The following is a 26,898-nucleotide window of genomic DNA, read 5'->3' as shown; positions in this document are numbered from 1 at the left end:
CGAAGCACCCAGGCCACGCCTTTGCGTACGACTGCCGTTCCTACCACTGGCGGGGTCAGGCTGGCAGACCTACGACCAGCGGGGGCGGCGGATACTTGCGGTATGGAAGAACAGCAGGACACCGCGGTGACCGGCCCGCCCCTGGACCGGCGGGCCGAGCTGAGCGAGTTTCTGCGCAGCCGGCGGGCCCGGCTCAAGCCCGAGGACGTGGGGCTGCCCGACTTCGGCCGGCACCGCCGGGTGCCGGGACTGCGCCGGGAGGAGCTGGCGCAGCTGGCCGGGGTGTCGGTGGCGTACTACACGCGCCTGGAGCAGGGCAACGGCCGCAATGTGTCGGCGGAGGTCCTGGACTCGATCGCCCGCGCCCTGCGCCTCACGGACGCCGAGCACGCGCATCTGACCCACCTGGCCAGGCCGAAGTCGCACAAGAAGAAGCCGGCCGCCCGGCAGCAGCAGGTGCGCACGGCGCTGCGGCAACTGCTGGACACGCTGGAGGGCGTGCCCGCGTACATCGTGGGCCGCCGCTCGGAGATCCTCGCCTGGAACCGGATGGCGGCGGCGGTCTTCGGCGACTGGGCCGAGCTGCCGGTGGCCGAGCGCAACTGGGCGCGTCTGGTGTTCCTCAAGCCCGAGTACCGGGACCTGTTCGTCGACTGGGAGCAGAAGGCGATCGACATCGTCTGCGCGCTGCGCATGGACGCGGGCTGCTATCCGGACGACCCCCGGCTCTCCGCGCTGGTGGGGGAACTCTCCGTCAAGAGCGAGGAGTTCCGCAGGCTGTGGGCCACGCACGACGTCAAGGAGAAGAGTTACGGCGTCAAGCGGCTGCACCATCCGCTGGTGGGCGATCTCGCCCTGAACTACGAGTCGTTCCGCATGTCGGACGGCACCGACCAGTGCCTGCTCGCCTACTACGCGGAGCCCGGCTCGCCGTCCGCCGAGTCCCTGCGGCTGCTGGCCAGTTGGGGAACCGACGCGACCCGCGCGGGGACCTCCGCGTAGCCCCCGCGCGGCCGGGCGTCAGGTGCCCGCGTTCTCCTTCACCGTGATCGTGCCCTTGCGGATGGTGACGAGGCGCGGTGCCTTCCTGGCGAGCGAGGAGTCGTGGGTGACCATGATGAAGGTCAGCCCGTGCTCCCTCCACAGCCGTTCGAGTACGTCCATGATCTCGTCGCGGGTGCTCTCGTCGAGGTTGCCGGTCGGCTCGTCGGCGAGCAGCACCTTGGGCTTCTTCACCAGTGCGCGGGCGATGGCGACGCGCTGCTGCTGGCCGCCGGACATCTCGCCGGGCAGGTGCCCCAGGCGTTCGCCGAGGCCGACGGACTCCAGCGCCTCGGCGGCGAGTTCGCGCCGCTGCTGCGCCTTGATGCCGAGCGGGACGAGGGCGGTCTCCACGTTCTCCCGCGCGGTGAGTGTGGGGATGAGGTTGAAGGACTGGAAGACGAATCCGATGTTCTCGCTGCGCACCCGCGTCAGCCGGGCCTCGCTCAGCCTGGCCAGGTCGGTGCCGTCCAGGACCACCTCGCCGGAGGTGGGCCGGTCGAGGCCGCCGAGCATCTGGAGCAGGGTGGACTTGCCGCCGCCGGTGGGGCCCTGGATGACGAGGCGGTCGCCGTCGCCGATGGTCAGGTCGACACCGTCGAGGGCGTGGATGCTGTCCTTGCCTCGGGTGTAGCGCTTGGTGACGTTCTTGAGTTCATACATGGTGGCTCCTGGGAGGGGTTTCGGGGAGGGCGGTCGCGCGCGGCACGGCTACTCCACCCGCCGCAGCGCGTCCGCCGGGCGCAGCCGGGAGGCACGCCAGCCGCCGAAGGCTCCCGCGACGAGGCCGCCCGCCACCGCGAGGCCGACCGCCAGCAGGATGGTCGTCAGGCTCACCGGGGCCGTCAGGGCCACCTCCAGGGACTTCGCGGCCTGCCGGCCGGGACCGCCGAACCCGGCGCCGCCACCACCCCCGCCGAAGCCGCCACCGAAGCCGCCGCCACCGGCACGCTCCCCGAAACCGCTTCCGTTTGCGCCCAGTTGGGCCTTGAGGGTCGGGCTGACCGCGGTGACGGCGTAGGCGCCCGCGAGCCCCAGGGCGATACCGAGGACACCGCCCACCAGGCCGTTGACGATGGCCTCGCCGACCACCTGCCGGGTGACCCGGCCCGACTTCCAGCCCAGCGCCTTCAGGGTGCCGAACTCGCGCACCCGGCGGGAGACCGCGGCGGAGGTGAGCAGGCCGGCGACCAGGAACGCGGCCACGAGCACCGCGATCGACAGCCACTTGCCGACGTTGGTGGCGAGCGAGGAGGCGGTGGACAGGGAGCCGGAGACCGTCTTGGCGAGGTCGGAGGAGGTGGTGACCGTCGTACCGGAGACGTTCTTCTGGATGGTGCTCTTGACGGCGTCGATCTTCTGGGAGTCGGTCGCCCGCACGTAGACCGTGGTGACCTTGTCCTTCTCGCCCGCGAGGGTCTGCGCCTGCGCCAGCGGGATGTACAGGTCGGCCGCCGGGTCGCCGCTGTCGGCCGTGGCGATGCCGATCACCGTGTACGTGGTGCCCTTGATGGTGACGGTGGAGCCGACCTTGTACTTCTTCTCCTTGGCGTACGCCGAGTCGGCCACGGCCACCTTGGCGTTCGTCTCGGTGGTCTTGAAGCCGCGCCCGCTGGTGATCTTGGAGGAGGTCAGCGGGCCGAGCCCGGTCCGGGTGACGTCGGTGCCGTAGACCGTGTACTCGTTGATGCCGAAGTCGGCGCCGCCTCCCTTGACCTCGCCCTGCTGCCCGCCGCCGCTGCCGCTGCCGCGCCGGAAGCCGTAGCCGCCACCGCCGCCGCTCTGCTGGTACTGGCCGCGGGTGAAGGTGCCGCTGACCTTGACCACGGAGAGGTTGAGGCCGCCGGCGGCCGCCGCCACGCCCGGCTGGCCGGAGACCTCGGAGACGGTGGAGGAGGGGAGGGTGCTGAAGCCCTGTACCCGGACCCGGTCGCTGCTCTGCGTCGTCTTGTCGCCCTCGCCGTGCGCGCCGAACTGGAAGCGGGGCTGCTGGGCGCCCGCGGCGGCGGGCGTGGCCGCCTTGGTGACCGTCATGTCCGTACCGAGGCCGTAGAGCGACTGCAGGACCTTGTCCTGGGCCTTGCCCATGCCGCCGGCCACGGAGTCGACCACGATGACCAGCGCGATGCCCAGCGCGAGGCCGGAGGCGACGACGAGCGCCGCCTTCCGGCGGCGGCGCAGCTCGCGCCTCAGGTAGGTGAAGAACATGCGCCGCACGTTAGGAACGCCCCGTGACGGCGGGCTGAGTCCACTGTGAGAGCTGGATAAGAAACCCCGGAAACAGCGGTGCCGCCCCCGCAGGGGCGGCACTCGAGGGGCTGTCGGGGGCGGCTCAGACGGCCGAACCGGCCTTCCACTGGGCCCAGTCCATGTTCCAGCCGTTGAGGCCGTTGTCCGGGGCGACGGTCTTGTCGCCGGTGTGCTGGACCACCACGACGTCACCGATCAGCGAATGGTCGTAGAACCAGGCGGCCGGGGTGTTCGGGTCGCCCGCGCCCTTGGCGTCCTGCAGGCCGACGCAGCCGTGGCTGGTGTTGACGCTGCCGAACACCGAGGGGGCGCCCCAGTAGTTGCCGTGGATGAAGGTGCCGGAGGTGGTCAGGCGCATGGCGTGGGGCACGTCCTTGATGTCGTACTCGCCCTTGCCGTCGTCGTCGGTGAAGCCGACGGTCGCGCCGTTCATGCGGGTCTGCTTGAACTTCTCGGAGATCACCATCCGGCCCTCGTACGTGGTGTGGTCGGGGGCGCCGGCGGAGATCGGGATGGTCTTGACGACCTTGCCGTCCTGCGTGACCTTCATCTGGTGGGTCTGCGCGTCGACGTAGGAGACCTGGTTGCGGCCGATGTGGAAGGTGACCGTCTTCTGCTGGACGCCGTAGACGCCGTTCGCGCCCTGCACGCCGTCGAGGGCGAGCTTCAGGGTGACGGTGGAGCCTTCCTTCCAGTAGTCCTGGGGGCGGCAGTCCATGCGGTTGGCGTTGAACCAGTGGCAGGCGACCTCCTGGCCGCTGCTGGAGCTGACCGTGATGCCCTTCTGCACGGCCGCCTTGTTGGTGATCGCCTTGTCGAAGTTGATCGAGACCGGCATGCCCACGCCGACGGTCGAGCCGTTGTCGGGGGTGTACGTGCCGATGAAGCTGTTCGCCGGGGAGACGGTGGTGAAGGACGCGTTCTCGTGGGCTATGCGGCCCTGGGAGTCCTTGGCCGTCGCGGCGATCTTGTAGGTCGTGGAGCGCTCCAGCTGGACGGCGGGCTTCCAGCTCAGCTTGTCCGCGGAGAGCCGGCCGGCGACGGTCTTGCCGTCCTCGGTGGTCATGGTGACGCCGGTGAGCGTGCCCTTGCTGACGGTGACGGTGCCGGAGTTGTTGATCGACGCGTTGTCCGAGCCGTCCTTCGGGGTGACCGCGATCTGCGCCTCGGACGACTTCTTGGCGGCCGCCGCGTCGGCCTGGGCCTGCGATGATTCACCGCCGCCGTGGGCCGCGGCCTTGTCTCCTCCGGAGCAGGCCGAGAGCATCAGCACACCGCCGAGCAGCGCGGACGCGGCCACCAGGCCCTTGCGCCGCTTACCGTCCGTCATCACAAGCTTCTCCATCGTCGCCGAGTCGCAGATAACCCCGAGAGTCCCCCGCAAGAACCTTCAACGCTACGGGCGGTACGGCCCGTTCCGGAACCACTGGATCTGTGGGGCACGCCACGTCTCCGGGCGGGGGTGATGAGCCGTCGTCCGTGCGCCCCCGGCACGAGAAACCCCGGACGGCTCTCGCCGTCCGGGGTTCGACCCGCTCCCGGGCGTTCAGCCGACGGCGTCCTCTTCGTCGTCCTCCTCATCGTCGCCGTCGAGGTCCCATTCGGGCGAGTCCGGGTCGTAGTCGATCCGCTCACTCGACCAGGAAGCCTGCTGGAGCTCCACGCCGGGCACCGCGCTGACCAGGTCGAACGGGTCCACGAGATAGGCGAGGGCCTCCGCGGTGTCCTCCGTCACAGCGCCCTCGGCCTGGTCCCGCTCGGATTCGGGCAGTTCCGGGTCGGCGGCGAGCCGGCGCAGCGCGGCCCCGGTCACCTCGTCGTCGTCCAGGACCTCGACCACCAGCTCCACCCGAAGCCGTACATACCGTGATGTCTCTTCATCGCTCATGGCGGGAGCGTACGGCTGAAACCTCCCGTGACTTTCCCGTGACCCGCGACTTTCACTAACATCGGCTCACCCGGCCAATTCGCCAGCGTCACAAGGGGATCGATATTCCGTGTCATCCGCTCGCCGTCCGCTGCTGACCGCCACCGCCGCGGGCACTCTGCTGTGCGCCCTGTGGTTCGTCCCGTCCGCGCACGCGTCCCAGGAGGAACCGGCGCGGGACGTGGCGGCCGGCTCCGTCACGACCTTCTCCCAGCCCGCCACCGAGCAGGCGAGCGCGGTGACGACGGCGGCCACCAGAACCGTTCCGGCGACGGCGGACGGCGCCCGGCTCGCCGACACCGGGAGCCCGGACACCACGCCGTACATCGTCGGCGGGAGCCTCTTCCTCGCCCTGGGCGCCGGATTCGTGGTGTATTCGGTGCGCCGCGAACGCCTTGGTTTTTAATCTCCCTTGACTGAGCTTTCACAGGGATTACATAGTTCGCCCCATGAAGAGATCATCGGGCGCCCGGCTGTGCGTCACCGTCGCCGTGAGCGCACTGTCGTTCGCCCTTGTCACGGGCTGTTCTGACGGAGGATCGAAGGACACCCCGGATCGGAAGCCGGCGCGGAAGGCGCTGAGCGCCGCCGCGTTGCGGAAGCTGATCGTCACTCAGGACGCGCTGCCCGGCTACCAGGTCGGGGCGGTGCCCGAGAGCCGCGCCAAGCGGATCACCACCGGCAAGGCGCCCTGCGACCCGCTGACGCGGGTGATGAGCGGGCTCCCGCCCACCGCCGCGCCCGCGAGCACCGACCGCATGGTCACCGAGAACGCGAAGAAGCGGCCCTCGCCCAAGCCCACGTCCCTGGACGACCTGGACGAGGGCGAGTTCGAGGAGACGATGCAGGAGTCCCTCGACCGGGACGTCACCACGGTGACGCTCGCGTCGTACGACGGGGACGGCGCCGAGCGGGCCCTGGCGTCGCTGTCCGCCGCCCTGAAGGCGTGCGCGGGCGGCTTCACCGGCCGGCAGGCGGGCACCTCGGTGAAGTTCACCGCGGTGGCCGGGGAGAAGCCCGCGGGCGGCGGGGACGCCTCGGTGGCGTTCGCCGCGACCATGGAAGAGGGCGGCGGGGACGGCGGGGGCACGGCGCCCGTGCACGCCGAGGTGGACCGGCACGGCTCCACCCTGTCCGTCTACTTCACGTCGAACCTGGGCGCGATGATGGCCAGGAAGCCGTACACGGTGACGCCGGCGGTCGTGCGGGCGCAGGACGCCAGGCTGACGTGACGGCGAAGGGGCCCTGAGGGTCGACAGGGCCCCTGTGCATGCCGGTTGCCGGCCGTCTGCCGGAGCGGGCCGGCTACCGAAACGGTCCGGCCTACCGGAGCGGGCCGGTGACCTTCTCCACGGCCTCGACCAGGTGGCCGCCGCGCACGAAGGCGTCGGCCGCGGCCAGGTCGGGAGCCAGGAAGCGGTCCGGGCCGGGGCCCTGGACACCGGCGGCGCGGACGGCCTCGATCACGGCGCGGGAGGCGGGCGCCGGGCTCAGGCCCTCGCGCAGTTCGAGGGCGCGGGTGGCCGTGTACAGCTCGACGGCGATGATGCGGGTGAGGTTGTCCACGGCGGTGCGCAGCTTGCGCGCGGCCGACCAGCCCATGGAGACGTGGTCCTCCTGCATCGCGGAGGACGGGATGGAGTCGGCGGAGGCCGGTACGGCGAGCCGCTTCATCTCGCTGACCAGGGCGGCCTGCGTGTACTGGGCGATCATCAGACCGGAGTCCACGCCGGCGTCGTCGGCGAGGAACGGCGGCAGGCCGTGGCTGCGGTTCTTGTCGAGCAGCCGGTCGGTGCGGCGCTCGGTGATGGAGCCGAGGTCGGCGGCGGCGACGGCGAGGAAGTCCAACACGTAGGCCACGGGTGCGCCGTGGAAATTGCCGTTGGACTCCACGCGCCCTTCCCCAGAGGTGTCGCCGGGCAGCACCACCGGGTTGTCCACGGCGGCGGCCAGCTCGCGCTCGGCGACCAGGCGGGCGTGCGCCATGGTGTCCCGGCCGGCGCCCGCGACCTGCGGGGCGCAGCGCACCGAGTAGGCGTCCTGGACGCGCGGGGCGTCGTCCTGGTGGTGCCCGGTGAGCTGGGAACCCTCCAGCACGGCCAGCATGTTGGCGGCCGCGGCGGCCTGACCGGGGTGCGGGCGGATGGCGTGCAGTTCGGGCGCGAGCACCTTGTCGGTGCCGAGCAGCGCCTCCAGGCTGAGGGCGGCCGTGATGTCGGCGGACTTGTAGAGGGTGTCGAGGTCGGCGAGGGCCATGATCAGCATGCCGAGCATGCCGTCGGTGCCGTTGAGCAGGGCCAGGCCCTCCTTCTCGCGCAGCTCGACGGGCTGGATGCCGTGCTCGGCGAGCAGTTCGCCGGCGGGCCGTACGACGCCGTCGGGACCCTCGGCGTCGCCCTCGCCCATCAGGGTCAGGGCGCAGTGGGACAGCGGGGCGAGGTCGCCGGAGCAGCCGAGGGAACCGTACTCGTGCACGACCGGCGTGATTCCGGCGTTGAGCACGTCGGCCATGGTCTGCGCGACCTCGGGGCGCACGCCGGTGTGTCCCGAGCAGACGGTCTTCAGGCGCAGGAACATCAGGGCCCGTACGACTTCCCGCTCCACCCGCGGACCCATGCCGGCGGCGTGCGAGCGGACGATGTTGCGCTGCAGCTGGGCGCGGAGTTCCGGGCTGATGTGCCGGGTCGCCAGCGCGCCGAAACCGGTGGAGACGCCGTAGACCGGATCCGGCTTGGCCGCCAGCGCGTCGACGATCTCGCGGGCCGCGGCCAGCGCGGCCACGGCCTCCTCCGACAGCTCGATGCGGGCAGCGCCGCGCGCCACGGCGAGAACGTCGGACGCCGAGACACCGGACGTCCCCACCACCACAGTGTGCATATCCATATTCAGGAGCGTACGCATTGAATGCGGCGCTGTCACTAGTGGAGGCGGGGTGCGCCCCTTACCCGGTGATGTGGGCTTCGTCGCAGCCCTCAGGGGTTGCGGCCGCGGAAGCGGCGCCGCTCGGCGCGCGGCGGGGGCGGCGCGTCGGCGAGGCGGACGACGGGGTCGTCGGGGCCCTCGCGCCCGGCGACCACGGGGCGGTCGGCGCGCATCGCCTTGGCACGGTACTGCGCGGCGTCCGCGAGGCGGAACAGCCGCCGGCCGTCGGCCACCGGGCCGATCGGGTCCTCGGTCGAGGCGACCCCGCAGGCCACCCCCTCCCCCAGCTCCAACTCGCCCGCTCGACGGCACAGTTCGTCCGCCGCCTTGACCACGGCGTCGGCGGGCGGCCCGACCGCGAGGAGGCAGAACTCGTCCCCACCCAGCCGCGCGGCCAGCGCGCCCGGCACCATCGCGCCGCACAGGGACAGCACCGAGCCGAAGCGTTCGAGGAGCCGGTCGCCGACGGAGTGACCCTGCGTGTCGTTGACCCGCTTGAGCCCGTTGAGGTCGCAGACCACGAGGCTGACGACGACGCCGTCCGCGCGGTGCCGTTCGAGCGCCTCGTCGAGGTGGACATCGACGGCGCGGCGGTTGGCGAGGCCGGTCAGGGCGTCGGTGTAGGCGAGCCGGCGGGCCTCCTCCAGGCGCTCGGTCTGTGCGAGCCCCGCGGCGACGACGGCGGCGAGCACGGTCGCGAAGTCGGCGTCCGGACGGCCGAACACCGGGGCTCCGACGGCGCGGGCGACGTACACCTCGCCCCACGCCCGGCCGTGCAGCACGACGGGGGCGACGACACAGCAGCCGCGACCGCGGCGGCGCAGGGCGGCGACGCGCCGGTGGAAGTAGCCGGGGACGCCGGCCGCGGTGCCCTCGGCGGTCTCCACCCAGGCGTTGGGGCCGCCGCCACCGGCCCAGCGCTCGTGCAGGAACTCGGTGATCTCCGGGAACTGGTGCACCGGGTACGACTCGGCCTCGGGGAACTCCTCCTCGTCCGGGCACCGGTCCCCCACGTTCACCAGGACCCGCAGCCGGCCCAGCTCGCGCTCCCACACCGACAGCGCGGCGAAGCTGCCGTCCAGCGCGTGGCAGGCGCCGAGCGCGGCGGCGTGCCAGGAGTCCTCGGGTGTGCGCGCCGCGGCCATCCCCTGCGCCAACGCCACCACTGCGGCCAGCCGCTCGTCGTCGCCCATTACTCCAGGCTAGGGAGGATTTTGTCAGATAGGTATACGAGTGCGGCGAATAGGGGGTTTGTTCAGGAGTGGACCAGCAGACCCCGCGAGCTTCCGTGCCCGTCCGGCCTACCCGGCTCGGCCGGGGCTCCCTGCGCAGGTCAGCCGGTCCGGCGCGTGTAGACCGGAATGGACGCCTGCGTCTACTCCCCCGGCCACTGCGGCTTCCGCTTCTCGTTGAAGGCGGCGACACCCTCCGCGCGGTCTCCGGAGAAGGCCACCGACCGCCATGCCGCGTCCTCGACCTCCAGCCCGGCCCGCAGGTCGAGGCCCTGCCCCAGCCGCAGCGCCCGCTTCGCCGCGCGCAGGCCCACCGGGGAGTTCGCGGCGATGCGCGCCGCCAGCTCCAGCGCCTCCTCCCGGTCCCGGCCCTCCTCGACCACGTGGTCCACCAGGCCCATCCCGCCGGCTTCCGCCGCCTCCAGGCGCCGCGCCGAGAAGATCAGCTCGGCCGCCCGCGCGGCGCCGACCCGCCGGGGCAGCAGCTGCGTGCCGCCGCCGCCCGGAATCACGCCCACGGACACCTCGGGCAGCCCCACCACGGCCGTACGGTCGGCCACGATCAGGTCGCAGGACAGCGCCAGCTCGAACCCGCCGCCCAGCGCGAACCCGTGCACCGCCGCGATCGTCGGCATCGGCAGCTCCAGCACGCCGGTGTACGCGCCCCGCGCCACCGGCCGCTGCCGCACCAGGTCCGCGTCGCTGAAGGAGTTGCGCTCCTTGAGGTCCGCGCCGACGCAGAACGCCCGCTCGTGCGACGAGGTGAGGACGACCACCCGTGCGTCCCGGTCCGACCCCAGCGCCGTACAGGCGTCCGCGATCGAACGGGCCATCCCGGTGGAGACGGCGTTCATCGCCTTGGGCCGGTCCAGGACCAGCTCCGCGACGTACCCGTGCCGCCGTACCAGCACGAACTCCCCGAACCGCGCCTCGCTCATCGCTTCCTCCGGTACACGTGTTAACGCGGGTTAACCCCTGTCGGCCCGATCATCGCAGCCGCACCCGATCACAGGAAACCCCGTACCGCTACGCCCGTTCGAGTGACATCCCGGCCGTCTCGCCCCACATCACCCACACGAGCGCATAGCGTGCGCTGCGCGGTGGGGGCGCGAAGGGAGCGCGGGGGGCCGCGCGCACCGGTGGGGAGCTGTGGGGGGAGAACGGGCATGGCGGAGACACGTACGCGGACGGACCGGGCAAGGGCGGTGGAGCCGGGCCGCTGGCTCGCCGGCCTTCGTCGCGGACGGCACCGTAAACCCCGGCCCCGCAGGGCCCTGCTCGCCGCGGGCGGACTCGTCCTCGCGGCCGGGGTGCTCAGCCTGGTCCGCATGACCCCGGAGTCCGGCGTCGGCGCTCCCGGCACCGCGGCGGCCGAACCCCGGCCCGGCCCCGGCGGCGCCGGGGGCGGTGGCGCGGCGACCGGCGTCTTCCGGAGCGGCGGCCCTACGGCTGCGACCGCCACCGGCGCCCTGACCGCCGGCCCTCAGACGCTGCCCCCGGCGGCCACCGGCCCGGACGGACGGACGTCCGCGCCACCCACCGGGGCCGGGGCGAAAGACTCCACGGGCCCCGACGGCTCAGGGGGCTCGGGCGGTCCGGGCGGTTCGGGCGGTTCGGGTCACGGGACGCCACCGGCGCCCGGAACGAGCACCGCGCCGAGGACCCCGCCCCGGCCCACGGCCACCGCACCGGCGCCTCCCGCGCCGACCTCGCACCCGGCCCCGCCGACGACACCGGCGCCCGCGCCGACCCACGTCACCCCCGCGCCCGCTCCGGGCGGCCTGTGCCTGCCGATCATCGCCCTCTGCGTGGACGTGAACGTCCTCGGCGGCCGGGGAGACTGACGGCCTATTGCTGCTGCTCGTCCCTGCGGGTGAGCAGCCACGGCTCGACCACGCCGAGGCCGCGCACCGGACGCTGCCACATCGGCCGGAGCGCGAAGCGGTACGACGGCGGCTCCTCGCCCTCCTTCTCGGCGGCCGCCGCGGCCTCGGCCGCCGCCGCCTCCGAGGCGGGCGCCTCGCCGGTGCGGATCAGTTCCTGCGCGAACGCGCTGTCCATCAGGACGGCGTCGCGCGGGGCTATGGAGGTCAGCCGGGAGGCCAGGTTCACCGTGGTCCCGAACACATCGCCCATCCGGGTGGTCACGGTGCCGAACGCCATGCCGACGCGCAGTTCGGGCATCGTCTCGTCGTTCGCCAGCGTCTCCACCAGGCGCAGCGCGATGTCCGCGGCCGTGCCCGCGTCGTCCGCGGCGAACAGGACCTCGTCGCCGAGGGTCTTGATGAGCCGACCGCCGCGCGCGGCCACCAGATCGGCCGCGGTGGTCTCGAATGCCTCGACGAGTTCGCCGAGTTCCTCCTCCTCCATGCGGCGGGTCAGGCGGGTGAACCCGACGAGGTCGGCGAAGCCGACGGCGAGCCGCCGGTCCACCATCTCCTCGTCGTCCGCGGCCTGGACGACGCGCCCGGTCGCGGCGGCGAGCTGCCGCCGCCAGACGTAGACCAGGAACTCCTCCAGCTCCGGGAGCAGCAGCTCGACCAGGGGGTACGTCACCTCGGTGCGGGTCATACCGGGCTCGGGGGGCTCGGTCAGGCCCTCCAGGAAGGAATCGATCTGCCACTCGGCCAGCCGGGCGGTGGTCTGCCCGGTGGAGCGGGCCACCTGCACGGCCATGGCCTCGCTGAGCAGCCCCGCCTCGACGAGACCGGCGAGGCGGCGCAGGGCGAGGACGTCGGCTTCGGTGAGGGCCTTGGCCTGGCCTATGTCCGCGAAGCCCATCGCCCGCCAGAAGCGGGACGCCAGTTCCATGGAGACGCCGGCGCTGCGGGCGGCCTGGAAAGGGGTGTAGCGGCGCTCGGCGCCCAGGATGAGCTGTTCGAGACGGAGCGCGAGCGGGTCCTCGCCGGAGTCGGCGGCGCTGGGGTCCGTCCGGTCCTGCTCGCCGGGGCCCGTGTCGTCGACGGTCACGCCTGCTGCCCTTCCGATCTGCCGCGGTCAGGTACGACCGGCCCCAACTCTACGGCAGGTGTGCGCCAGCTCACTCCGTCGGGTTCGGCCGAGGTCTGCCGGTCCGGTGCCGGGCCGTGTGCGGGGTCGGTGCCGACGCCCTTGCCGGGGCCTGCGGCCACGGGCCCCCGCCATCAGCTTGGGGGGTGAAGTCGCTGTGCGCACCTGCGGGACCGGCGCGGGCGGTGCGGGCACCCGGAGAACAAGCGGATAGGTAATCCGCTTATGTGCTAGCGTCCGGTGCCGTCAAGCGGATTATCTATCCGCTTTCTGGTCTCGTTTCAGGGTGGAGGCGCTCATGTCGGAGACGGCTGTGGTGACGGGTGGGACGGGAGGGATCGGGCTGGAGACGGCCCTCGGGCTGGCGGCGGCCGGGTTCGCGGTGACCGTGGTCGGGCGCGACCGGGTGCGGGGCGCCAGGGCGGTCGAGCGGATCGGCGCGGTGAACCCGGCGCGGTCCGGGCGGTTCCTGTGCGCCGACCTCTCCTCGCTCGACCAGGTGCGCTCGCTCGCGGCGCAGATCGCCGACGAGCACGCCGCCTCGGGGGAGCCGCTGGCGCTGCTGGTCAACAACGTCGGAGCGATGTTCCCCGAGCGGCGGATCGTGGAGGGCGTCGAGGCGTCGTTCGCCGTCAACCACCTCTCGCCCTACCTGCTGACGGAGCTGCTGCTGCCCACGCTGAGGGCCGGCGCGCCGAGCAGGATCGTGAACGTCACCTCGGGCGCGGTCGGCGTCGCCAAGCGGCACTTCGACGCGGTCGAACCGCCCGGCGGCTATTACGGCTTCCACCACTACGGACGCGCCAAGCTCGCCAACCTCGCGTACACCCTGGAGCTGGCCGCCCGGCTGGATGGCACGGGCGTCTCGGTCTTCGCGGCCGATCCCGGAGGCGCGGCGACCGGCATGACCGACGGCACCCTGACCGATCCCCGGATCGTCTCCCCCGCCCTGCGGCTGCTGTGGCCGCTGGTACGGCGCAGGTTCGCCCGCGCCACCTCCGGCCCGGCGTCCACGGCGGCCAGACCCTCGATCACCGCCGCCACCGACGGCGCCCTCACCGGCAGGACCGGCGTCGTCATCGGGCCCGAGGCGCTCCCGGTCGCCCCGTTCCGCCACGCGGCCGACCCCCGTCTCGCCGAGGCCGTACGACGGCTCAGCGAGGCCCACGCGCCGGTGGGCCCACGTCCATGACCGGCCCCACGACCGATCCCGGCCTCCTGGCCGGCGCGCCCGCCGCCGCACCGACCGACAAGGACATCACCGTGACCGACACCGCCCCGACCGCCTATGCCCGCACCGTCCGCGGCTCCGGGACCGGCCTCCTCCTCGCGCACGGCGCGGGCGGCGGCGTCGAGGCCAACTACGGACCGCTCATGGAAGGACTCGCCGCCCGGCACACCGTCGTCGGCGTCGACTACCCCGGCTCGGGGCACACGCCCGCCGCGCCCACGCCCCTCGGACTCGACGAGCTGGCCGACCAGCTCGTCGCGGCGGCGGACGCGGAGGGGCTCGACACGTTCGCGCTCTGCGGTTACTCGCTCGGCGGGCCGGTCGCGATCAGGGCGGCGGTCCGGCACCCCGGCCGGGTCACCGCGCTCGTGCTGAGCGCGGCCTTCGCCCGGCTGGACACCCGCACCGAACTGGCCGCCGCGATCTGGCAGCAGCTGTACGAGTCCGGGCAGCACGTCCTGCTCGCCCAGTACCTGACCCACCTGGCCCTGAGCACTCCGGTGCTGAACACCCTCACCCCGGCCCAGGTGCGCGAGGCCGCCGCGCGGACCGCGGCGGCGCTGCCGGCCGGTACCGGCGCCCAGGTCGACCTGGTCCGCCGCGCCGACGTCCGGGCCGACCTCGGTTCGCTCGACGTCCCCACGCTGGTCGTGGTCACCACCGCCGACCCCCTGATACCGGCCGCCCTCCAGCACGAGCTGGCCGCGGCCGTCCCCGGCGCGCGCACCGCCGAGCTGGCCACCGGGCACCTGCCCTTCCTGGAGCGGCCCCAGCGGTGGCTGGAGCTGATCACGGGCTTCCTCGGCGCGCAGGGGTGCCGGAGCTGACGGCCTCGGCGGCCCGAACGCTCCGCGTACGATCGAACGCCGAACCGACACCGCGAGACGAGCGATCTGGACTGCCCCCATGACGAGCACGCAGCTGCGCAAGGACGCCGCCCGGAACTGGGACCGGATCGTCGCCATAGCCCGCGAACTGGTGGACGAGGGCGCCGCGCTCCAGCTCAACGATGTCGCGCGGCGGGCGGGGCTCGGGGTCGGTACCGTCTACCGGCACTTCGCCACGCCCGAGGCGCTGCTGGAGACCGTGGCGGCGCCCTGCCTGGAAGGTCTCGCGGAGCACGGTGGCAGGGCGCTGGCCGACACCGATCCGCTGCGCGCGCTGGAGGGGTTCCTGGCGCGTGTCGTGGAGGCGCAGGTCACGGATGCGGCGCTGGCGCCGGTCGCGGCGGCGACGGTGGACGCGTTGCCGCGTACGGCCGAGCTCAAGCGGGCGCTCACGACGGCCGGCACGGAACTCCTCGACCGGGCGCACGCGGCGGGCGCGGTCCGCGCCGACCTCACCGCGGCGGATCTCGTGCCGCTGATGTGCGGTATCGCGCACGCCGTGAACCTCCACGGCGGCGACACGGCGTCCCGCCTCCGCACGGCCCACCGCTACCTGACCACCTTCTTCAACGGCGCCCGCACCACGCCCCGTCCCTAGGACCCGTCCGGCGATTCCCGAACCTCACGCCGGGCGCAAGTGCACGATGTCGCCCGCTCCGACCGGTTCCTGGACGCCCTCCGAGGTCGCGATGACCAGGCGGCCGTCGCCGTCCACGGCCACCGCCTCGCCGACCAGGTCGCGATCGCCCGGCAGCTGCGCCCGCACCGTGCGCCCGAGCGTCGCGCAGCCGGCCGCGTATGCCTCCTGGAGGCCGGACACCGAGGGGTCGCCGCCCGCCGCGCGCCAGCGGCCGTACCAGTCCTCCAGGGAGCGCAGCACCGCCCGCAGCAGCGTGTCGCGGTCCGTGCTCACCGCGCCGGCCAGCAGCAGCGACCCCGCCCGCGCCACCGGCAGTTCCTCGGCGCGCAGCGACACATTGAGGCCGAAGCCGATGACGACACCGTCCTCGCCGGCCCGCTCCAGCAGGATGCCGCCCGCCTTGCGCTCCTCCCCGCCGACCGTCACCAGCAGGTCGTTCGGCCACTTCAGCGCCGTGTCCACGCCCGCCGCCCGCGCCAGCCCGGTCGCCACCGCGACGCCGGTGAGCAACGGCAGCCACCCCCAGCGGTCCACCGGCACCTCCGAGGGCCGCAGCAGCACCGAGACGAAGAGTCCGGAGCGCGGCGGCGCCGTCCAGCGGCGGTCCAGGCGGCCCTTCCCGGCGATCTGCTCCTCCGCGACCAGCACCGTGCCCTCGGCCACCGGGCCGGCCTCGGCGCGGGCCACGAGGTCGTTGTTGGTGGAGCCGGTGCGCTGCACCACCTCCAGGCCGGACCACAGCCCGCCCTCGCGCACCAACGCGCGGCGCAGGGCAGTCTCGTTCAGCGGCGGGCGGTCCAGATCGGACCAGCGGCCGGGGGTGTCGTCTGCTGCATCTCGGGGCGTCATGCAAGCCACCCTAGGTGTGGCAAACGACGCAGTGCTGATCGGTAGCCCCGGCACTACTCTACGAACGAGTAACCGTCCCCCCTTTTGAGCAGGCAGGGAGCCGCATCCCGATGTCCGAGCCGGAAGAGCGTCAAGAGATCCAAGGGATCGACATTCACACGACCGCGGGCAAGCTCGCGGATCTCCAGCGGCGCATCCACGAGGCGACGCACGCCGGCTCGGAGCGCGCCGTCGAGAAGCAGCACGCCAAGGGCAAGCTGACCGCCCGTGAGCGGATCGAACTGCTTCTGGACGAGGGGTCGTTCGTCGAGCTGGACGAGTTCGCCCAGCACCGCTCCACCAACTTCGGCCTGGAGCGGAACCGGCCCTACGGCGACGGTGTCGTCACCGGCTACGGAACGGTCGACGGCCGGCCGGTCGCCGTGTTCTCCCAGGACTTCACCGTCTTCGGCGGCGCCCTCGGCGAGGTGTACGGCCAGAAGATCGTCAAAGTCATGGACTTCGCCCTGAAGACCGGCTGCCCGGTCATCGGGATCAACGACTCGGGCGGCGCCCGCATCCAGGAGGGCGTCGCCTCGCTCGGCGCCTATGGCGAGATCTTCCGCCGAAACACCCACGCCTCCGGTGTGATCCCGCAGATCTCCCTGGTCGTCGGTCCCTGCGCGGGCGGCGCGGTGTACTCCCCGGCCATCACCGACTTCACGGTCATGGTCGACCAGACCTCGCACATGTTCATCACCGGCCCCGACGTGATCAAGACCGTCACCGGCGAGGACGTGGGCTTCGAGGAGCTGGGCGGCGCCCGTACCCACAACGCCGTCTCCGGTGTGGCCCACCACATGGCCGGGGACGAGAAGGACGCCATCGAGTACATCAAGCAGCTGCTGTCGTACCTGCCGTCCAACAACCTCTCCGAGCCCCCGGTCTTCCCGGAGGAGGCGGACCTCGCCGTCAGCGACGAGGACCGCGAGCTGGACACCCTGGTCCCGGACAGCGCCAACCAGCCGTACGACATCCGCACGGTGGTCGAACACGTCGTGGACGACGGCGAGTTCTTCGAGACGCAGGCCCTGTTCGCGCCGAACATCGTCACCGGGTTCGGCCGGGTCGAGGGGCACCCGGTGGGCGTCGTCGCCAACCAGCCGATGCAGTTCGCGGGCTGCCTGGACATCGACGCCTCCGAGAAGGCCGCCCGCTTCGTGCGCACCTGCGACGCGTTCAACCTGCCGGTGCTCACCTTCGTGGACGTGCCCGGCTTCCTGCCGGGCGTCGGCCAGGAGCACGAGGGCATCATCCGGCGCGGCGCCAAGCTGATCTACGCCTACGCCGAGGCCACCGTCCCGCTGATCACCGTGATCACCCGCAAGGCCTTCGGCGGCGCCTACGACGTGATGGGCTCCAAGCACCTGGGCGCCGACCTCAACCTCGCCTGGCCGACCGCCCAGATCGCCGTCATGGGCGCCCAGGGCGCGGTCAACATCCTGCACCGGCGCACCCTCGCCGAGGCGGCCGCGAGCGGCGAGGACGTGGAGGCCGTACGGGCCCGGCTGATCCAGGAGTACGAGGACACCCTCCTCAACCCCTACGTGGCGGCCGAACGCGGCTACGTCGACGCGGTGATCATGCCGTCCGACACCCGCGCCCACATCGTCCGGGGCCTGCGTCAGCTGCGCACCAAGCGGGAATCACTGCCCCCGAAGAAGCACGGCAACATCCCCCTCTAGGCCCGGCCGACCGACAGGAGCCGACATGACGATCAAGGTCGTACGAGGCAACCCGACCCCCGAGGAGCTGGCCGCCGCCCTGGCGGTGGTCCGCGCCCGCGCCGCCGCGGCGGCGACCGCGTCGCCCGGCGCGCAGGGCCCGAAGGACGCGTGGTCCGACCCGGCCCGCATCGCCGCCGCCCGCCTCCCCCGTGCGGGCGCGGCGGCCTGGAGCCGCACCTACTGGCCGGGCTAGAACGCTCAGGGGCGCGGGAAACCGCGCCCGCTGGCGGAGACCGGGCGCCTATCTGAGTACGGCTACTCAGGCGCCCGGCGACCCGTCACCCGCACGCTGGACGAGTGCTGTGGTCAGATCCGGAAGACGAACCGCCGAAGGAACTGCGCGACGCGCAGGACATGCTGCGGCGGCTCGGTGTCCTCATGGCCGTGGCCATGACCGCGGCCATGGTCGTCGCCGCGCTCATGGGCCTGCGCTGAGCCGCCGCCGGCCGAGCCCGTTCACGGGCGACACGCGCTGATCGGCAACCGGGTGACTAACCTGACCGCATGACCGCAACACACCGCAGGCGACTCGTGCTCGCCTCCCAGTCCCCCGCCCGCCTCGGCCTGCTCCGGCAGGCGGGCCTCACGCCCGAGGTCATCGTGAGCGGGGTCGACGAGGACGCCGTCACCGCCCCCACCCCGGCCGAACTGGCGCTCGCCCTCGCCGAGGCCAAGGCGTCCGTCGTGGCGGCGCTGCCGGACGTGCAGGGCGCCCTGGTGATCGGCTGCGACTCGGTGCTGGAGCTGGACGGGCAGGCGCTCGGCAAGCCCGCGGACGCCGACGAGGCCACCGCCCGCTGGAAGTCCATGCGCGGCCGGGCCGGTGTCCTCCAGACGGGGCATTGCGTCTGGGACACGGCGGCCAAGCGCTATGTCTCGGCGACCGCCTCCACCGTCGTACGCTTCGGCGAGCCCAGTGACGAGGAGGTCGCCGCCTACGTGGCCTCCGGCGAGCCCCTCCATGTCGCCGGGGCGTTCACCCTGGACGGCCGTTCCGCGCCGTTCATCGAGGGCATCGACGGCGACCACGGCAATGTGATCGGCATCAGCCTGCCCCTGGTGCGCAAGCTGCTCGCCGAACTGGGCGTCGGCATCACGGACTTGTGGGCACCGGCCGGCTGAGCCGCTCGGGGACGGCGTCCTGCGGCTCGTCGTCCCCGTCCCGCGGTCGCGCCGGGTGCCCGGCGGCCGGCTCGCCCGGCGCGGCGGCGGGCGCGTCCACCGGCTCGTCCGCGGCCCTCGGGTCGCCGCCCGCCCCGCCGTCCCCGCCGGGCGCGGTCCCGGCCGGGCCGCCGTCGCGGTCGTACGACACCAGGAGCAGCACCAGGAGCGCCAGCACCACGACCATCACCAGGAAGGCCGTCGCGTTCACCAGGCCCCAGGCGAAGGCGCCCAGCAGGCCGTGTACGACCGCCGCGCTGATCAGCACGACGCGCCCGAAGCCGGCCGGGGCGCGGTCGCGGACCGCCACCAGCAGGGCGACCAGGGCGCACAGCAGGAAGTAGAGGCCGAAGACGACGCCGCCGATCTTCGAGGACGTGGACATCAGATGCGGGTCCAGACCGGCCATCGACATCTTCTGCCGCTCCACGACGACGCCGAGGAACCAGTTCAGCGCCCCGATGCCGAGCGCCTCCACGAGGAGGACGACGGCCACCACCCACGCCACGATTCTGCGCACCACCCGCCCCACCGACCCCTCGGTTACCCGCAGTACGTCCGGACAGAGCGAACGCTACTAACGGGTAAACCAGGGGACAAGGGTTCGTGCGCCAGCAAAGAATCATTGGGCCATTCGTAGGGACTCGACAAAGAAACAGAGTGGGCCGCAGCACGCCCTTACAGAGACCTTGGCCACATGGCAGGGCTAGGGTTTTCCGGAGGAGTCCTGCGTAGCAAGGTGCCACGGGGACTTTCGCGGGTCGGGCGAGCCCCGCATCACGCTCCGTGTGGGCAAGCTCACCATTGGGGACGGGTCGAAGAGGCGTGTCGGCAGTCCCTAAACTCGGCTTGTTTCAAGGAGGGAGCCTCAATCGTGCGCAAGGTGCTCATCGCCAACCGTGGCGAAATCGCTGTCCGGGTGGCTCGGGCCTGCCGGGACGCGGGGATCGCGAGCGTTGCCGTCTACGCGGACCCGGACCGGGACGCTCTGCATGTCCGCGCTGCGGATGAGGCGTTCGCCCTGGGCGGTGACACACCGGCAACCAGCTACCTGGACATCGAGAAGGTCCTGAACGCGGCCCGTGAGTCCGGCGCGGACGCCATCCATCCGGGCTACGGCTTCCTCTCGGAGAACGCCGAGTTCGCGCAGGCCGTCATCGACGCCGGTCTGAACTGGATCGGCCCGCCGCCGCAGGCCATCCGCGACCTGGGCGACAAGGTGGCCGCCCGGCACATCGCCCAGCGCGCCGGCGCGCCCCTGGTGGCCGGCACGTCCGACCCGGTCTCGGGCGCCGACGAGGTCGTCGCCTTCGCCGAGGAGCATGGTCTGCCGATCGCCATCAAGGCGGCGTTCGGCGGCGGCGGCCGCGGCCTGAAGGTCGCCCGCACCCTCGAAGAGGTGCCGGAGCTGTACGACTCGGCGGTGCGCGAGGCGGTCGCCGCCTTCGGGCGCGGCGAGTGCTTCGTGGAGCGCTACCTGGACCGTCCGCGGCACGTGGAGACCCAGTGCCTGGCGGACAAGCACGGCAATGTGGTCGTCGTGTCCACCCGTGACTGCTCGCTCCAGCGCCGCCACCAGAAGCTCGTGGAGGAGGCACCGGCGCCGTTCCTCTCCGAGGAGCAGGTCGCCGAGCTGTACCGCGCCTCCAAGGCCATCCTCAAGGAGGCCCGCTACGAGGGCGCGGGCACCTGTGAGTTCCTGGTCGGCCAGGACGGCACGATCTCCTTCCTGGAGGTCAACACCCGCCTCCAGGTCGAGCACCCGGTGACCGAGGAGGTCGCCGGCATCGACCTGGTCCGCGAGATGTTCCGCATCGCCGACGGCGAGGAGCTCGGGTACGGCGACCCGGAGCTGCGTGGTCACTCCTTCGAGTTCCGCATCAACGGCGAGGATCCGGGCCGCAACTTCCTGCCCGCGCCCGGTACGGTCACCACGTTCGACCCGCCGTCCGGTCCCGGTGTCCGGCTGGACGCCGGTGTGGAGTCGGGCTCGGTCATCGGCCCGGCGTGGGACTCGCTCCTCGCCAAGCTGGTCGTGACCGGCCGTACCCGCAAGGAGGCCCTGGAGCGGGCCGCGCGGGCGCTGGACGAGTTCCAGGTCGAGGGCATGGCCACGGCGATCCCGTTCCACCGCGTGGTGGTCCGGGACCCCGCCTTCGCCCCCGAACTCACCGGTTCCACGGACCCCTTCAAGGTCCACACCCGCTGGATCGAGACGGAATTCGTCAACGAGATCAAGCCGTTCGCGGCGCCGGCCGACGCCGAGGCGGAGGAGGACGCGGGCCGCGAGACCGTGGTGGTCGAGGTCGGCGGCAAGCGCCTGGAGGTCTCTCTGCCGTCCTCGCTGGGCATGTCGCTGGCCCGTACCGGCCTCGCGGCGGGCGCCAAGCCCAAGCGCCGCGCCGCCAAGAAGTCCGGCCCCGTGGCCTCCGGCGACACCCTCGCCTCCCCGATGCAGGGCACCATCGTCAAGGTGGCCGTCGAGGAGGGCCAGGAGGTCAAGGAGGGCGACCTGGTCGTCGTCCTGGAGGCCATGAAGATGGAGCAGCCCCTGAACGCCCACAAGGCCGGCACGGTCAAGGGCCTGGTCGCGGAGATCGGCGCGTCCATCACTTCGGGCGCCGCGATCTGCGAGATCAAGGACTGACGCCCGCTCGTACGTCCGTGAACCGGCCCCTGGCGCTGTGCGCTGGGGGCCGGTTCGTTGTCGCGAGGGCTGTCGCCGCGGTTCCTCTGTTCAGCTCGCCGGGTCCTCGCCCGTGAGCCCGTCGACGGATTCGCGGATGAGATCGGCGTGACCGGCGTGGCGGGCGTACTCCTCGACGAGGTCGAGGAGGATGCGGCGGAGGTTGGGGCGTTCGCCGCTTCGGGTGGTGTAGGCGCCGAGTTGGTCCAGCCCGCCCGTGCTGAGCGCCTCGTCGACGAGGGCACGGGAGCGGGCGACCGACTCCTGCCAGAGCGCGAGCAGGTGCTCGGGGGTGTCCTGTGCGGCCGAGCGGTAGTCCCAGTCGGGAGTGCTCTCCCAGTCGACGGTGTCCCAGGGCGCACCGACGGGGGAGTCGAGCCACAGCCGGGCGAAGTGGCTGTCCTCCACATGCGCCAGATGCTTGAGGAGGCCGCCCAGAGTGATCGCGGACGTGCCGAGTGTGGCACGAAGGCCGGAGGCGTCCAGGCCGGAGCACTTCCAGGCCAGGGTGGCCCGCTGCCGTTCGAGGGCGCCGAGGATGGCCGCCGCCTCGCTGCCGGCGAGCGGAGGTTCCGGCCAGGTTTCGGTTCTGCTCTCAGTCATGGCCGCAGACCTTAGCGAACGGGACTGACAGCGACGGGTGAGGTTCGAAGCGGTGGGCTGCGGGTGGGCACGTCGGCTCAGGGCGCCCGTTCGACCCACCGCCCCGCCCCCTCGTCCAAGCGAGCACCGCTCACCTGCGGCGCAGGTCGGCGACGCGGGAGCGCTCCGGGGGTGGGGGCTGGTCGGAGAGGACCGAGGTGGAGCGCAGGGGGTTGCCCCGGCGTGGTCCCGGCAGCTGGGGGCGGCGGGCCGGCGGGACCTGGTCACCCCCCGAGCTTCCGTTCGCCCCGGTCACGGCGATCTGCACCCCCTGGTCGGCGAGGGCCTGCAACTCGGTGGCGGCCCGGTCGTCGTGCGCGGGCGGCTCGTCGGTGACGAGACGGGTGATGAGGTCCGTCGGCACGGTCTGGAACATCGTGTCCGTGCCCAGCTTGGTGTGGTCGGCGAGGATCACCACCTCGGCGGCGGCCTGCACGAGCGCTCGGTCCACGGATGCCGAGAGCATGTTGGAGGTGGACAGCCCGCGTTCGGCCGTGAGACCGCTTCCGGACAGGAACGCCTTCGACACCCGCAGCCCCTGGAGGGACTGCTCGGCGCCGGAGCCCACCAGCGCGTAGTTGGAGCCGCGCAGGGTGCCACCGGTCATCACGACCTCCACCCGGTTCGCATGGGCCAACGCCTGGGCGACCAGAAGGGAGTTGGTGACCACCGTGAGACCCGGCACGCGGGCGAGCCGGCGGGCCAGCTCCTGCGTGGTCGTACCCGCGCCGACCACGATCGCCTCGCCCTCTTCGACGAGGCCGGCCGCGAGATCGGCGATCGCCGTCTTCTCGGCGGTCGCCAGATGCGACTTCTGCGGGAAACCGGACTCACGGGTGAACCCGCCCGGCAGTACGGCACCGCCGTGCCGGCGGTCGAGGAGTCCTTCCGCCTCCAGTGCCCGCACGTCCCGCCGTACGGTCACTTCGGAGGTCTGGACGACGCGGGCGAGCTCACGGAGCGACACGGCACCGTTCGCTCGCACCATTTCGAGGATCAATTGGCGACGTTCAGCAGCGAACACGAAACTGACAGTAACCCCAGCGACCGTCTGGTTTCAGCAGTTTGCGCCGATTAACAGAAGTTGTTCGCATGGCAGAACGGGAAGTGGTATAGGACCTTCCCGCGACCTACCCATCCCGACTATGCCGGCCGCATGTCCCGCAACCCCCCGCGGTCGGCGGGGAGTTGCCGCAGGTCATCAGCCCTCGGCGCTCGCCTTGCGGGTGTGCAGCTGCCGCGCGACCTCCGCGATCGACCCCGAAAGAGACGGGTACACCGTGAACGCGTTCGCGATCTGTTCGACTGTCAGATTGTTGTCGACGGCGATCGAGATGGGGTGGATGAGTTCCGAGGCGCGCGGCGCGACGACCACACCGCCGACGACGATGCCCGTGCCCGGCCGGCAGAAGATCTTCACGAAGCCGTCCCGGATGCCCTGCATCTTGGCGCGCGGGTTGCGCAGCAGCGGCAGCTTGACGACCTTCGCGTCGATCTTGCCCGCGTCCACGTCCGCCTGCGTGTAGCCGACGGTGGCGATCTCGGGGTCGGTGAAGACGTTGGAGGAGACCGTCTTCAGGTTCAGCGGGGCCACCGCGTCGCCCAGGAAGTGGTAGACCGCGATCCGGCCCTGCATGGCGGCGACGGACGCGAGCGCGAAGACACCGGTCACGTCACCGGCCGCGTAGACGCCGGGGGCGGTGGTGCGGGAGACCTTGTCGGTCCAGATGTGACCGGAGTCGCGCAGCTTGACGCCGGCCTCCTCCAGGCCGAGGCCCGCACTGTTCGGGATGGCGCCGACGGCCATGAGGCAGTGGGTGCCGGTGATGACGCGGCCGTCGGCGAGCGTGACCTCGACCCGGTCGCCGACGCGCTTGGCGGACTGCGCGCGGGAACGGGCCATGACGTTCATGCCGCGGCGGCGGAAGACGTCCTCCAGGACGGCGGCGGCGTCCGGGTCCTCGCCGGGCAGCACCCGGTCGCGGGAGGACACGAGGGTGACCCTGGATCCGAGGGCCTGGTAGGCGCCGGCGAACTCGGCGCCGGTCACGCCGGAGCCGACCACGATCAGTTCTTCCGGCAGCTCGTCGAGGTCGTAGACCTGGGTCCAGTTGAGGATGCGCTCGCCGTCGGGCTGGGCGTCGGCCAGCTCGCGCGGGTGGCCGCCGGTCGCGATCAGGACGGCGTCCGCGGTGAGGGTCTCCTCGGTCCCGTCGGCGGCGGTGACGACGACCTTCCTCGACCCGTCGAGGGACTGCATGCCCTCCAGGCGTCCGCGCCCGCGCATGACCCGCGCGCCGGCGCGCGTCACCGAGGCGGTGATGTCGTGCGACTGCGCCAGCGCGAGCCGCTTGACCCGCCGGTTGACCTTGCCCAGGTCCACGCCGACGACGCGCGCGGCCCGCTCCAGCGGCGGGGTGTCGTCGGCGACGATGATGCCGAGTTCCTCGTACGACGAGTCGAAGGTCGTCATGACCTCGGCCGTCGCGATGAGGGTCTTGGACGGCACGCAGTCGGTGAGCACCGACGCGCCGCCCAGGCCGTCGCAGTCGACGACGGTCACCTCCGCGCCGAGCTGTGCGGCCACCAGCGCCGCTTCATATCCGCCAGGTCCGCCACCGATGATCACGATCCGAGTCACGTACCCCATTGTCCCGCACGCTTCAAGATGCCACTGCCCAGGGGGGCGCGGGGCCCCGCCCGGCACCGCACCGGCATGCGCCGGCACCCGCCGACGTGCGGCGACGCGCCGTCCCGGCGCGTTTTCCCGAGATGCCGTGCCTCAGGGGCGCCCCAGGGCTCGCTTCCGGGGCGCGCGAGCCGGGCGGGGGCGCTGCCGTACCCTCTCCCCCATGTCGCTCTATGCCGCGTACGCCGGCAACCTCGACGCCCGGCTGATGTCCCGCCGCGCCCCGCACTCCCCGTTGCGCGCCACGGGCTGGCTGAACGACTGGCGGCTGACCTTCGGCGGGGAGCAGCTCGGCTGGGAGGGCGCGCTGGCGACGCTGGTCGAGGAGCCGCTGGCCCAGGTGTTCGTCGGCCTGTACGACATCGCGCCCATGGACGAGGAGTCGCTGGACCGCTGGGAGGGCGTGGACCTCGGCACGTACCGCCGCATGCGCGTCCGCGTGCACACCCTGGACGGCGAGAAACCGGCCTGGACGTACGTCCTCGACGACTACGAGGGCGGCCTCCCCTCGGCCCGCTACCTGGGCGAGATCGCCGACGCCGCGGAGTCCGCCGGCGCGCCCCACGACTACGTGATGGAGCTGCGCAAGCGCCCCTGCTGAGCGGGGTGCGCGCGGCCCCAGCGGCCTGCCCGCGGCAGACCATCGTCGGAAACGACAAGACAACGATCGCAATCCCGTGAGGTCTGTCATCTACGCGCGTAGGCGAGAAGCGGCTACCCTCGTCCCCGTGAACGCATCTCTTCTTCCGGACGACATCCAGGGCGACCCCTACACCGCCGCCGACGCCGCCGCCGCGCGCCTGCGCGAACTGACCGGCGCCGAGACCCACGACGTTGCCCTCGTGATGGGCTCCGGCTGGGCTCCGGCCGTCGACGCCCTCGGTGCCCCCGACGCGGAGTTCCAGGTCACGGAGCTGCCCGGCTTCCCGCCGCCGGCCGTCGAGGGACACGGCGGCAAGGTCCGCTCGTACTCCTTCGGCGACAAGCGCGCGCTCGTCTTCCTGGGCCGCACCCACTACTACGAGGGCCGTGGCGTCGCCGCCGTCTCGCACGGCGTCCGCACGGCCGTCGCCGCCGGCTGCAAGACCATCGTGCTCACCAACGGGTGCGGCGGTCTGCGCGAGGGCATGCGGCCGGGCCAGCCGGTGCTGATCAGCGACCACATCAACCTCACGGCCACCTCGCCGATCGTGGGCGCGAACTTCGTGGACCTGACCGACCTGTACTCGCCGCGGCTGCGCGCCCTGTGCAAGGAGGTCGACCCCACCCTCGAGGAGGGTGTCTACGCGCAGTTCCCCGGCCCGCACTACGAGACCCCGGCCGAGATCCGCATGGCCCGCGTCATCGGCGCGGACCTCGTCGGCATGTCCACGGTCCTGGAGGCCATCGCCGCGCGCGAGGCCGGTGCCGAGGTCCTGGGCATCTCGCTGGTGACCAACCTCGCCGCGGGCATGACCGGCGAGCCCCTCAACCACGAGGAAGTCCTCCAGGCCGGCCGCGACTCGGCCGCCCGCATGGGGACCCTGCTGGCGCAGGTGCTGCGGAAGCTGTAGCCCTTCGCGGCGGCCGGGGCGCCGGGCGACGGCCCGAGCGGCGGCGACCTGGATGCCGGGGGATCCGGTCGAGCACCGGGGGCGCGGGGGGCCTCCGGGGCCGCGACGGGAGGCGGAGCGCGGGTTCCCGACGGTGGAGGCGTGCGTGTCTCCGGCGGTCGGGGAGGTGCGTCCCGGCGGTGCCGGGTCCCGCAGGGGTCCTGGCCGGTGCCGGGTCACGTGTACGCCGCCGCCGATGGGATGCGGGGTGCGGGCGGACGCCGGGTCGCGGTCCGGGCGCCGGACGACGTACGCGTGGACCGGCCGGGTGGCGTGAGCGGTCCGGTCCGGTGCCGGGTGGCGAGGACCGTCCGGCGGGCCGCACCGCGACGACCGACCGGACCACCGGGGCCGGCCCTCGGCTGCCACGCCCC

27 protein-coding genes are annotated in these 26,898 nt (G+C 72.6%); 14 read left to right on the top strand and 13 right to left on the bottom strand.

What is annotated here, in order from left to right:
- Window positions 1-102 precede the first annotated feature (102 nt).
- Entirely contained in the window at window positions 103-1,002 is a 900-nt protein-coding gene (locus ACZ7EC_RS18045) for an MmyB family transcriptional regulator (protein ID WP_471063551.1), read from the top strand.
- 18 nt (window positions 1,003-1,020) lie between these two features.
- Here ACZ7EC_RS18045 and ACZ7EC_RS18040 read toward each other — a convergent pair whose 3' ends face one another.
- The 4 genes from ACZ7EC_RS18040 to ACZ7EC_RS18025 form a co-directional block, all read right to left on the bottom strand.
- A complete protein-coding gene (locus tag ACZ7EC_RS18040; protein WP_471063550.1) occupies window positions 1,021-1,704 on the bottom strand; it encodes an ABC transporter ATP-binding protein in 684 nt (227 codons plus the stop codon).
- Window positions 1,705-1,752: 48 nt separating this feature from the next.
- Entirely contained in the window at window positions 1,753-3,249 is a 1,497-nt protein-coding gene (locus tag ACZ7EC_RS18035) for an ABC transporter permease (RefSeq protein WP_471063548.1), read from the bottom strand.
- Between the two features lie 124 nt (window positions 3,250-3,373).
- Window positions 3,374-4,621, bottom strand: a complete 1,248-nt coding sequence (locus ACZ7EC_RS18030; RefSeq protein WP_471063546.1) for a L,D-transpeptidase — start codon at window positions 4,619-4,621, stop codon at window positions 3,374-3,376.
- 216 nt (window positions 4,622-4,837) lie between these two features.
- Window positions 4,838-5,179: a hypothetical protein gene (locus ACZ7EC_RS18025; protein WP_471063544.1), complete on the bottom strand. Its 342-nt coding sequence runs from the start codon at window positions 5,177-5,179 to the stop codon at window positions 4,838-4,840.
- Between the two features lie 109 nt (window positions 5,180-5,288).
- On the opposite strand from ACZ7EC_RS18025, the gene ACZ7EC_RS18020 reads away from it, so the two are divergent.
- Both ACZ7EC_RS18020 and ACZ7EC_RS18015 read left to right on the top strand, forming a co-directional pair.
- Window positions 5,289-5,624 carry an LAETG motif-containing sortase-dependent surface protein gene (locus tag ACZ7EC_RS18020; RefSeq protein WP_471063542.1) on the top strand — a complete coding sequence of 112 codons (336 nt, stop codon included), beginning with the start codon at window positions 5,289-5,291 and terminating at the stop codon, window positions 5,622-5,624.
- 43 nt (window positions 5,625-5,667) lie between these two features.
- Window positions 5,668-6,450 carry a hypothetical protein gene (locus ACZ7EC_RS18015; protein ID WP_471063540.1) on the top strand — a complete coding sequence of 261 codons (783 nt, stop codon included), beginning with the start codon at window positions 5,668-5,670 and terminating at the stop codon, window positions 6,448-6,450.
- A 91-nt stretch (window positions 6,451-6,541) separates the two neighbouring features.
- Here the strand turns inward: ACZ7EC_RS18015 and hutH are convergent, their stop codons facing one another.
- The 3 genes from hutH to ACZ7EC_RS18000 all read right to left on the bottom strand — a co-directional run bounded on the left by hutH (window position 6,542) and on the right by ACZ7EC_RS18000 (window position 10,310).
- Window positions 6,542-8,095, bottom strand: coding sequence for a histidine ammonia-lyase (gene hutH, locus ACZ7EC_RS18010; protein ID WP_471063643.1), 1,554 nt, complete (start codon window positions 8,093-8,095; stop codon window positions 6,542-6,544).
- A 95-nt stretch (window positions 8,096-8,190) separates the two neighbouring features.
- Entirely contained in the window at window positions 8,191-9,333 is a 1,143-nt protein-coding gene (locus ACZ7EC_RS18005) for a GGDEF domain-containing protein (protein ID WP_471063538.1), read from the bottom strand.
- A 182-nt stretch (window positions 9,334-9,515) separates the two neighbouring features.
- Window positions 9,516-10,310, bottom strand: a complete 795-nt coding sequence (locus tag ACZ7EC_RS18000; RefSeq protein WP_471063536.1) for an enoyl-CoA hydratase/isomerase family protein — start codon at window positions 10,308-10,310, stop codon at window positions 9,516-9,518.
- 228 nt (window positions 10,311-10,538) lie between these two features.
- Between ACZ7EC_RS18000 and ACZ7EC_RS17995 the strand changes: the two genes are divergently transcribed.
- Window positions 10,539-11,216 carry a hypothetical protein gene (locus tag ACZ7EC_RS17995; protein ID WP_471063534.1) on the top strand — a complete coding sequence of 226 codons (678 nt, stop codon included), beginning with the start codon at window positions 10,539-10,541 and terminating at the stop codon, window positions 11,214-11,216.
- 4 nt (window positions 11,217-11,220) lie between these two features.
- On the opposite strand, the gene ACZ7EC_RS17990 is transcribed toward ACZ7EC_RS17995, so the two are convergent.
- Window positions 11,221-12,342, bottom strand: coding sequence for an adenylate/guanylate cyclase domain-containing protein (locus ACZ7EC_RS17990; RefSeq protein ID WP_471063532.1), 1,122 nt, complete (start codon window positions 12,340-12,342; stop codon window positions 11,221-11,223).
- 337 nt (window positions 12,343-12,679) lie between these two features.
- On the opposite strand from ACZ7EC_RS17990, the gene ACZ7EC_RS17985 reads away from it, so the two are divergent.
- The 3 genes from ACZ7EC_RS17985 to ACZ7EC_RS17975 all read left to right on the top strand — a co-directional run bounded on the left by ACZ7EC_RS17985 (window position 12,680) and on the right by ACZ7EC_RS17975 (window position 15,097).
- Complete coding sequence (locus ACZ7EC_RS17985) at window positions 12,680-13,573, top strand: SDR family NAD(P)-dependent oxidoreductase (protein ID WP_471063530.1); 894 nt, start codon at window positions 12,680-12,682, stop codon at window positions 13,571-13,573.
- Window positions 13,570-14,439, top strand: a complete 870-nt coding sequence (locus ACZ7EC_RS17980; protein ID WP_471063528.1) for an alpha/beta fold hydrolase — start codon at window positions 13,570-13,572, stop codon at window positions 14,437-14,439. The genes ACZ7EC_RS17985 and ACZ7EC_RS17980 overlap by 4 nt, the downstream gene beginning before the upstream one ends.
- Window positions 14,440-14,518: 79 nt before the next feature.
- Entirely contained in the window at window positions 14,519-15,097 is a 579-nt protein-coding gene (locus tag ACZ7EC_RS17975; protein ID WP_471063526.1) for a TetR/AcrR family transcriptional regulator, read from the top strand.
- A gap of 24 nt (window positions 15,098-15,121) precedes the next feature.
- On the opposite strand, the gene ACZ7EC_RS17970 is transcribed toward ACZ7EC_RS17975, so the two are convergent.
- Window positions 15,122-15,988 carry a biotin--[acetyl-CoA-carboxylase] ligase gene (locus ACZ7EC_RS17970; protein ID WP_471063524.1) on the bottom strand — a complete coding sequence of 289 codons (867 nt, stop codon included), beginning with the start codon at window positions 15,986-15,988 and terminating at the stop codon, window positions 15,122-15,124.
- Between the two features lie 110 nt (window positions 15,989-16,098).
- Between ACZ7EC_RS17970 and ACZ7EC_RS17965 the strand changes: the two genes are divergently transcribed.
- The 4 genes from ACZ7EC_RS17965 (at window position 16,099) to ACZ7EC_RS17950 (ending at window position 18,876) form a co-directional block, all read left to right on the top strand.
- A complete protein-coding gene (locus ACZ7EC_RS17965; protein WP_471063523.1) occupies window positions 16,099-17,712 on the top strand; it encodes an acyl-CoA carboxylase subunit beta in 1,614 nt (537 codons plus the stop codon).
- 25 nt (window positions 17,713-17,737) lie between these two features.
- Entirely contained in the window at window positions 17,738-17,947 is a 210-nt protein-coding gene (locus ACZ7EC_RS17960; RefSeq protein ID WP_471063521.1) for an acyl-CoA carboxylase epsilon subunit, read from the top strand.
- A gap of 104 nt (window positions 17,948-18,051) precedes the next feature.
- On the top strand, window positions 18,052-18,189 hold the full coding sequence (gene mmpB, locus ACZ7EC_RS17955; protein ID WP_471063519.1) for a morphogenic membrane protein MmpB: 138 nt from the start codon (window positions 18,052-18,054) through the stop codon (window positions 18,187-18,189).
- 69 nt (window positions 18,190-18,258) lie between these two features.
- On the top strand, window positions 18,259-18,876 hold the full coding sequence (locus ACZ7EC_RS17950; RefSeq protein WP_471063517.1) for a Maf family protein: 618 nt from the start codon (window positions 18,259-18,261) through the stop codon (window positions 18,874-18,876).
- Here ACZ7EC_RS17950 and ACZ7EC_RS17945 read toward each other — a convergent pair.
- A complete protein-coding gene (locus tag ACZ7EC_RS17945) occupies window positions 18,848-19,447 on the bottom strand; it encodes a hypothetical protein (protein WP_471063515.1) in 600 nt (199 codons plus the stop codon). The genes ACZ7EC_RS17950 and ACZ7EC_RS17945 overlap by 29 nt on opposite strands.
- A 342-nt stretch (window positions 19,448-19,789) precedes the next feature.
- On the opposite strand from ACZ7EC_RS17945, the gene ACZ7EC_RS17940 reads away from it, so the two are divergent.
- Window positions 19,790-21,562, top strand: a complete 1,773-nt coding sequence (locus tag ACZ7EC_RS17940) for an acetyl/propionyl/methylcrotonyl-CoA carboxylase subunit alpha (RefSeq protein WP_471063513.1) — start codon at window positions 19,790-19,792, stop codon at window positions 21,560-21,562.
- Between the two features lie 90 nt (window positions 21,563-21,652).
- Here the strand turns inward: ACZ7EC_RS17940 and ACZ7EC_RS17935 are convergent, their stop codons facing one another.
- The 3 genes from ACZ7EC_RS17935 to ACZ7EC_RS17925 form a co-directional block, all read right to left on the bottom strand.
- Complete coding sequence (locus ACZ7EC_RS17935; RefSeq protein WP_471063512.1) at window positions 21,653-22,204, bottom strand: DinB family protein; 552 nt, start codon at window positions 22,202-22,204, stop codon at window positions 21,653-21,655.
- A gap of 130 nt (window positions 22,205-22,334) precedes the next feature.
- Complete coding sequence (locus ACZ7EC_RS17930) at window positions 22,335-23,267, bottom strand: DeoR/GlpR family DNA-binding transcription regulator (protein ID WP_471063510.1); 933 nt, start codon at window positions 23,265-23,267, stop codon at window positions 22,335-22,337.
- A gap of 177 nt (window positions 23,268-23,444) precedes the next feature.
- The gene (locus ACZ7EC_RS17925) at window positions 23,445-24,893 is read right to left on the bottom strand and encodes an NAD(P)H-quinone dehydrogenase (RefSeq protein ID WP_471063508.1); all 1,449 of its coding nucleotides are present in this window, start codon (window positions 24,891-24,893) and stop codon (window positions 23,445-23,447) included.
- Between the two features lie 202 nt (window positions 24,894-25,095).
- Here ACZ7EC_RS17925 and ACZ7EC_RS17920 point away from each other — a divergent pair, with 202 nt between their 5' ends.
- Window positions 25,096-25,533 (top strand): gamma-glutamylcyclotransferase family protein, encoded by a 438-nt coding sequence (locus tag ACZ7EC_RS17920; protein ID WP_471063506.1) that lies wholly within the window; start codon window positions 25,096-25,098, stop codon window positions 25,531-25,533.
- A gap of 127 nt (window positions 25,534-25,660) precedes the next feature.
- Window positions 25,661-26,485 (top strand): purine-nucleoside phosphorylase, encoded by an 825-nt coding sequence (locus tag ACZ7EC_RS17915; RefSeq protein WP_471063504.1) that lies wholly within the window; start codon window positions 25,661-25,663, stop codon window positions 26,483-26,485.
- The last annotated feature ends 413 nt before the right edge of the window (window positions 26,486-26,898 follow it).

The sequence above is a fragment of the Streptomyces sp. NPDC037203 genome (assembly GCF_055605065.1).
The sequence above is the reverse complement of the archived record's forward strand: the minus strand, read 5'-3'. Positions and strand labels throughout refer to the sequence as shown.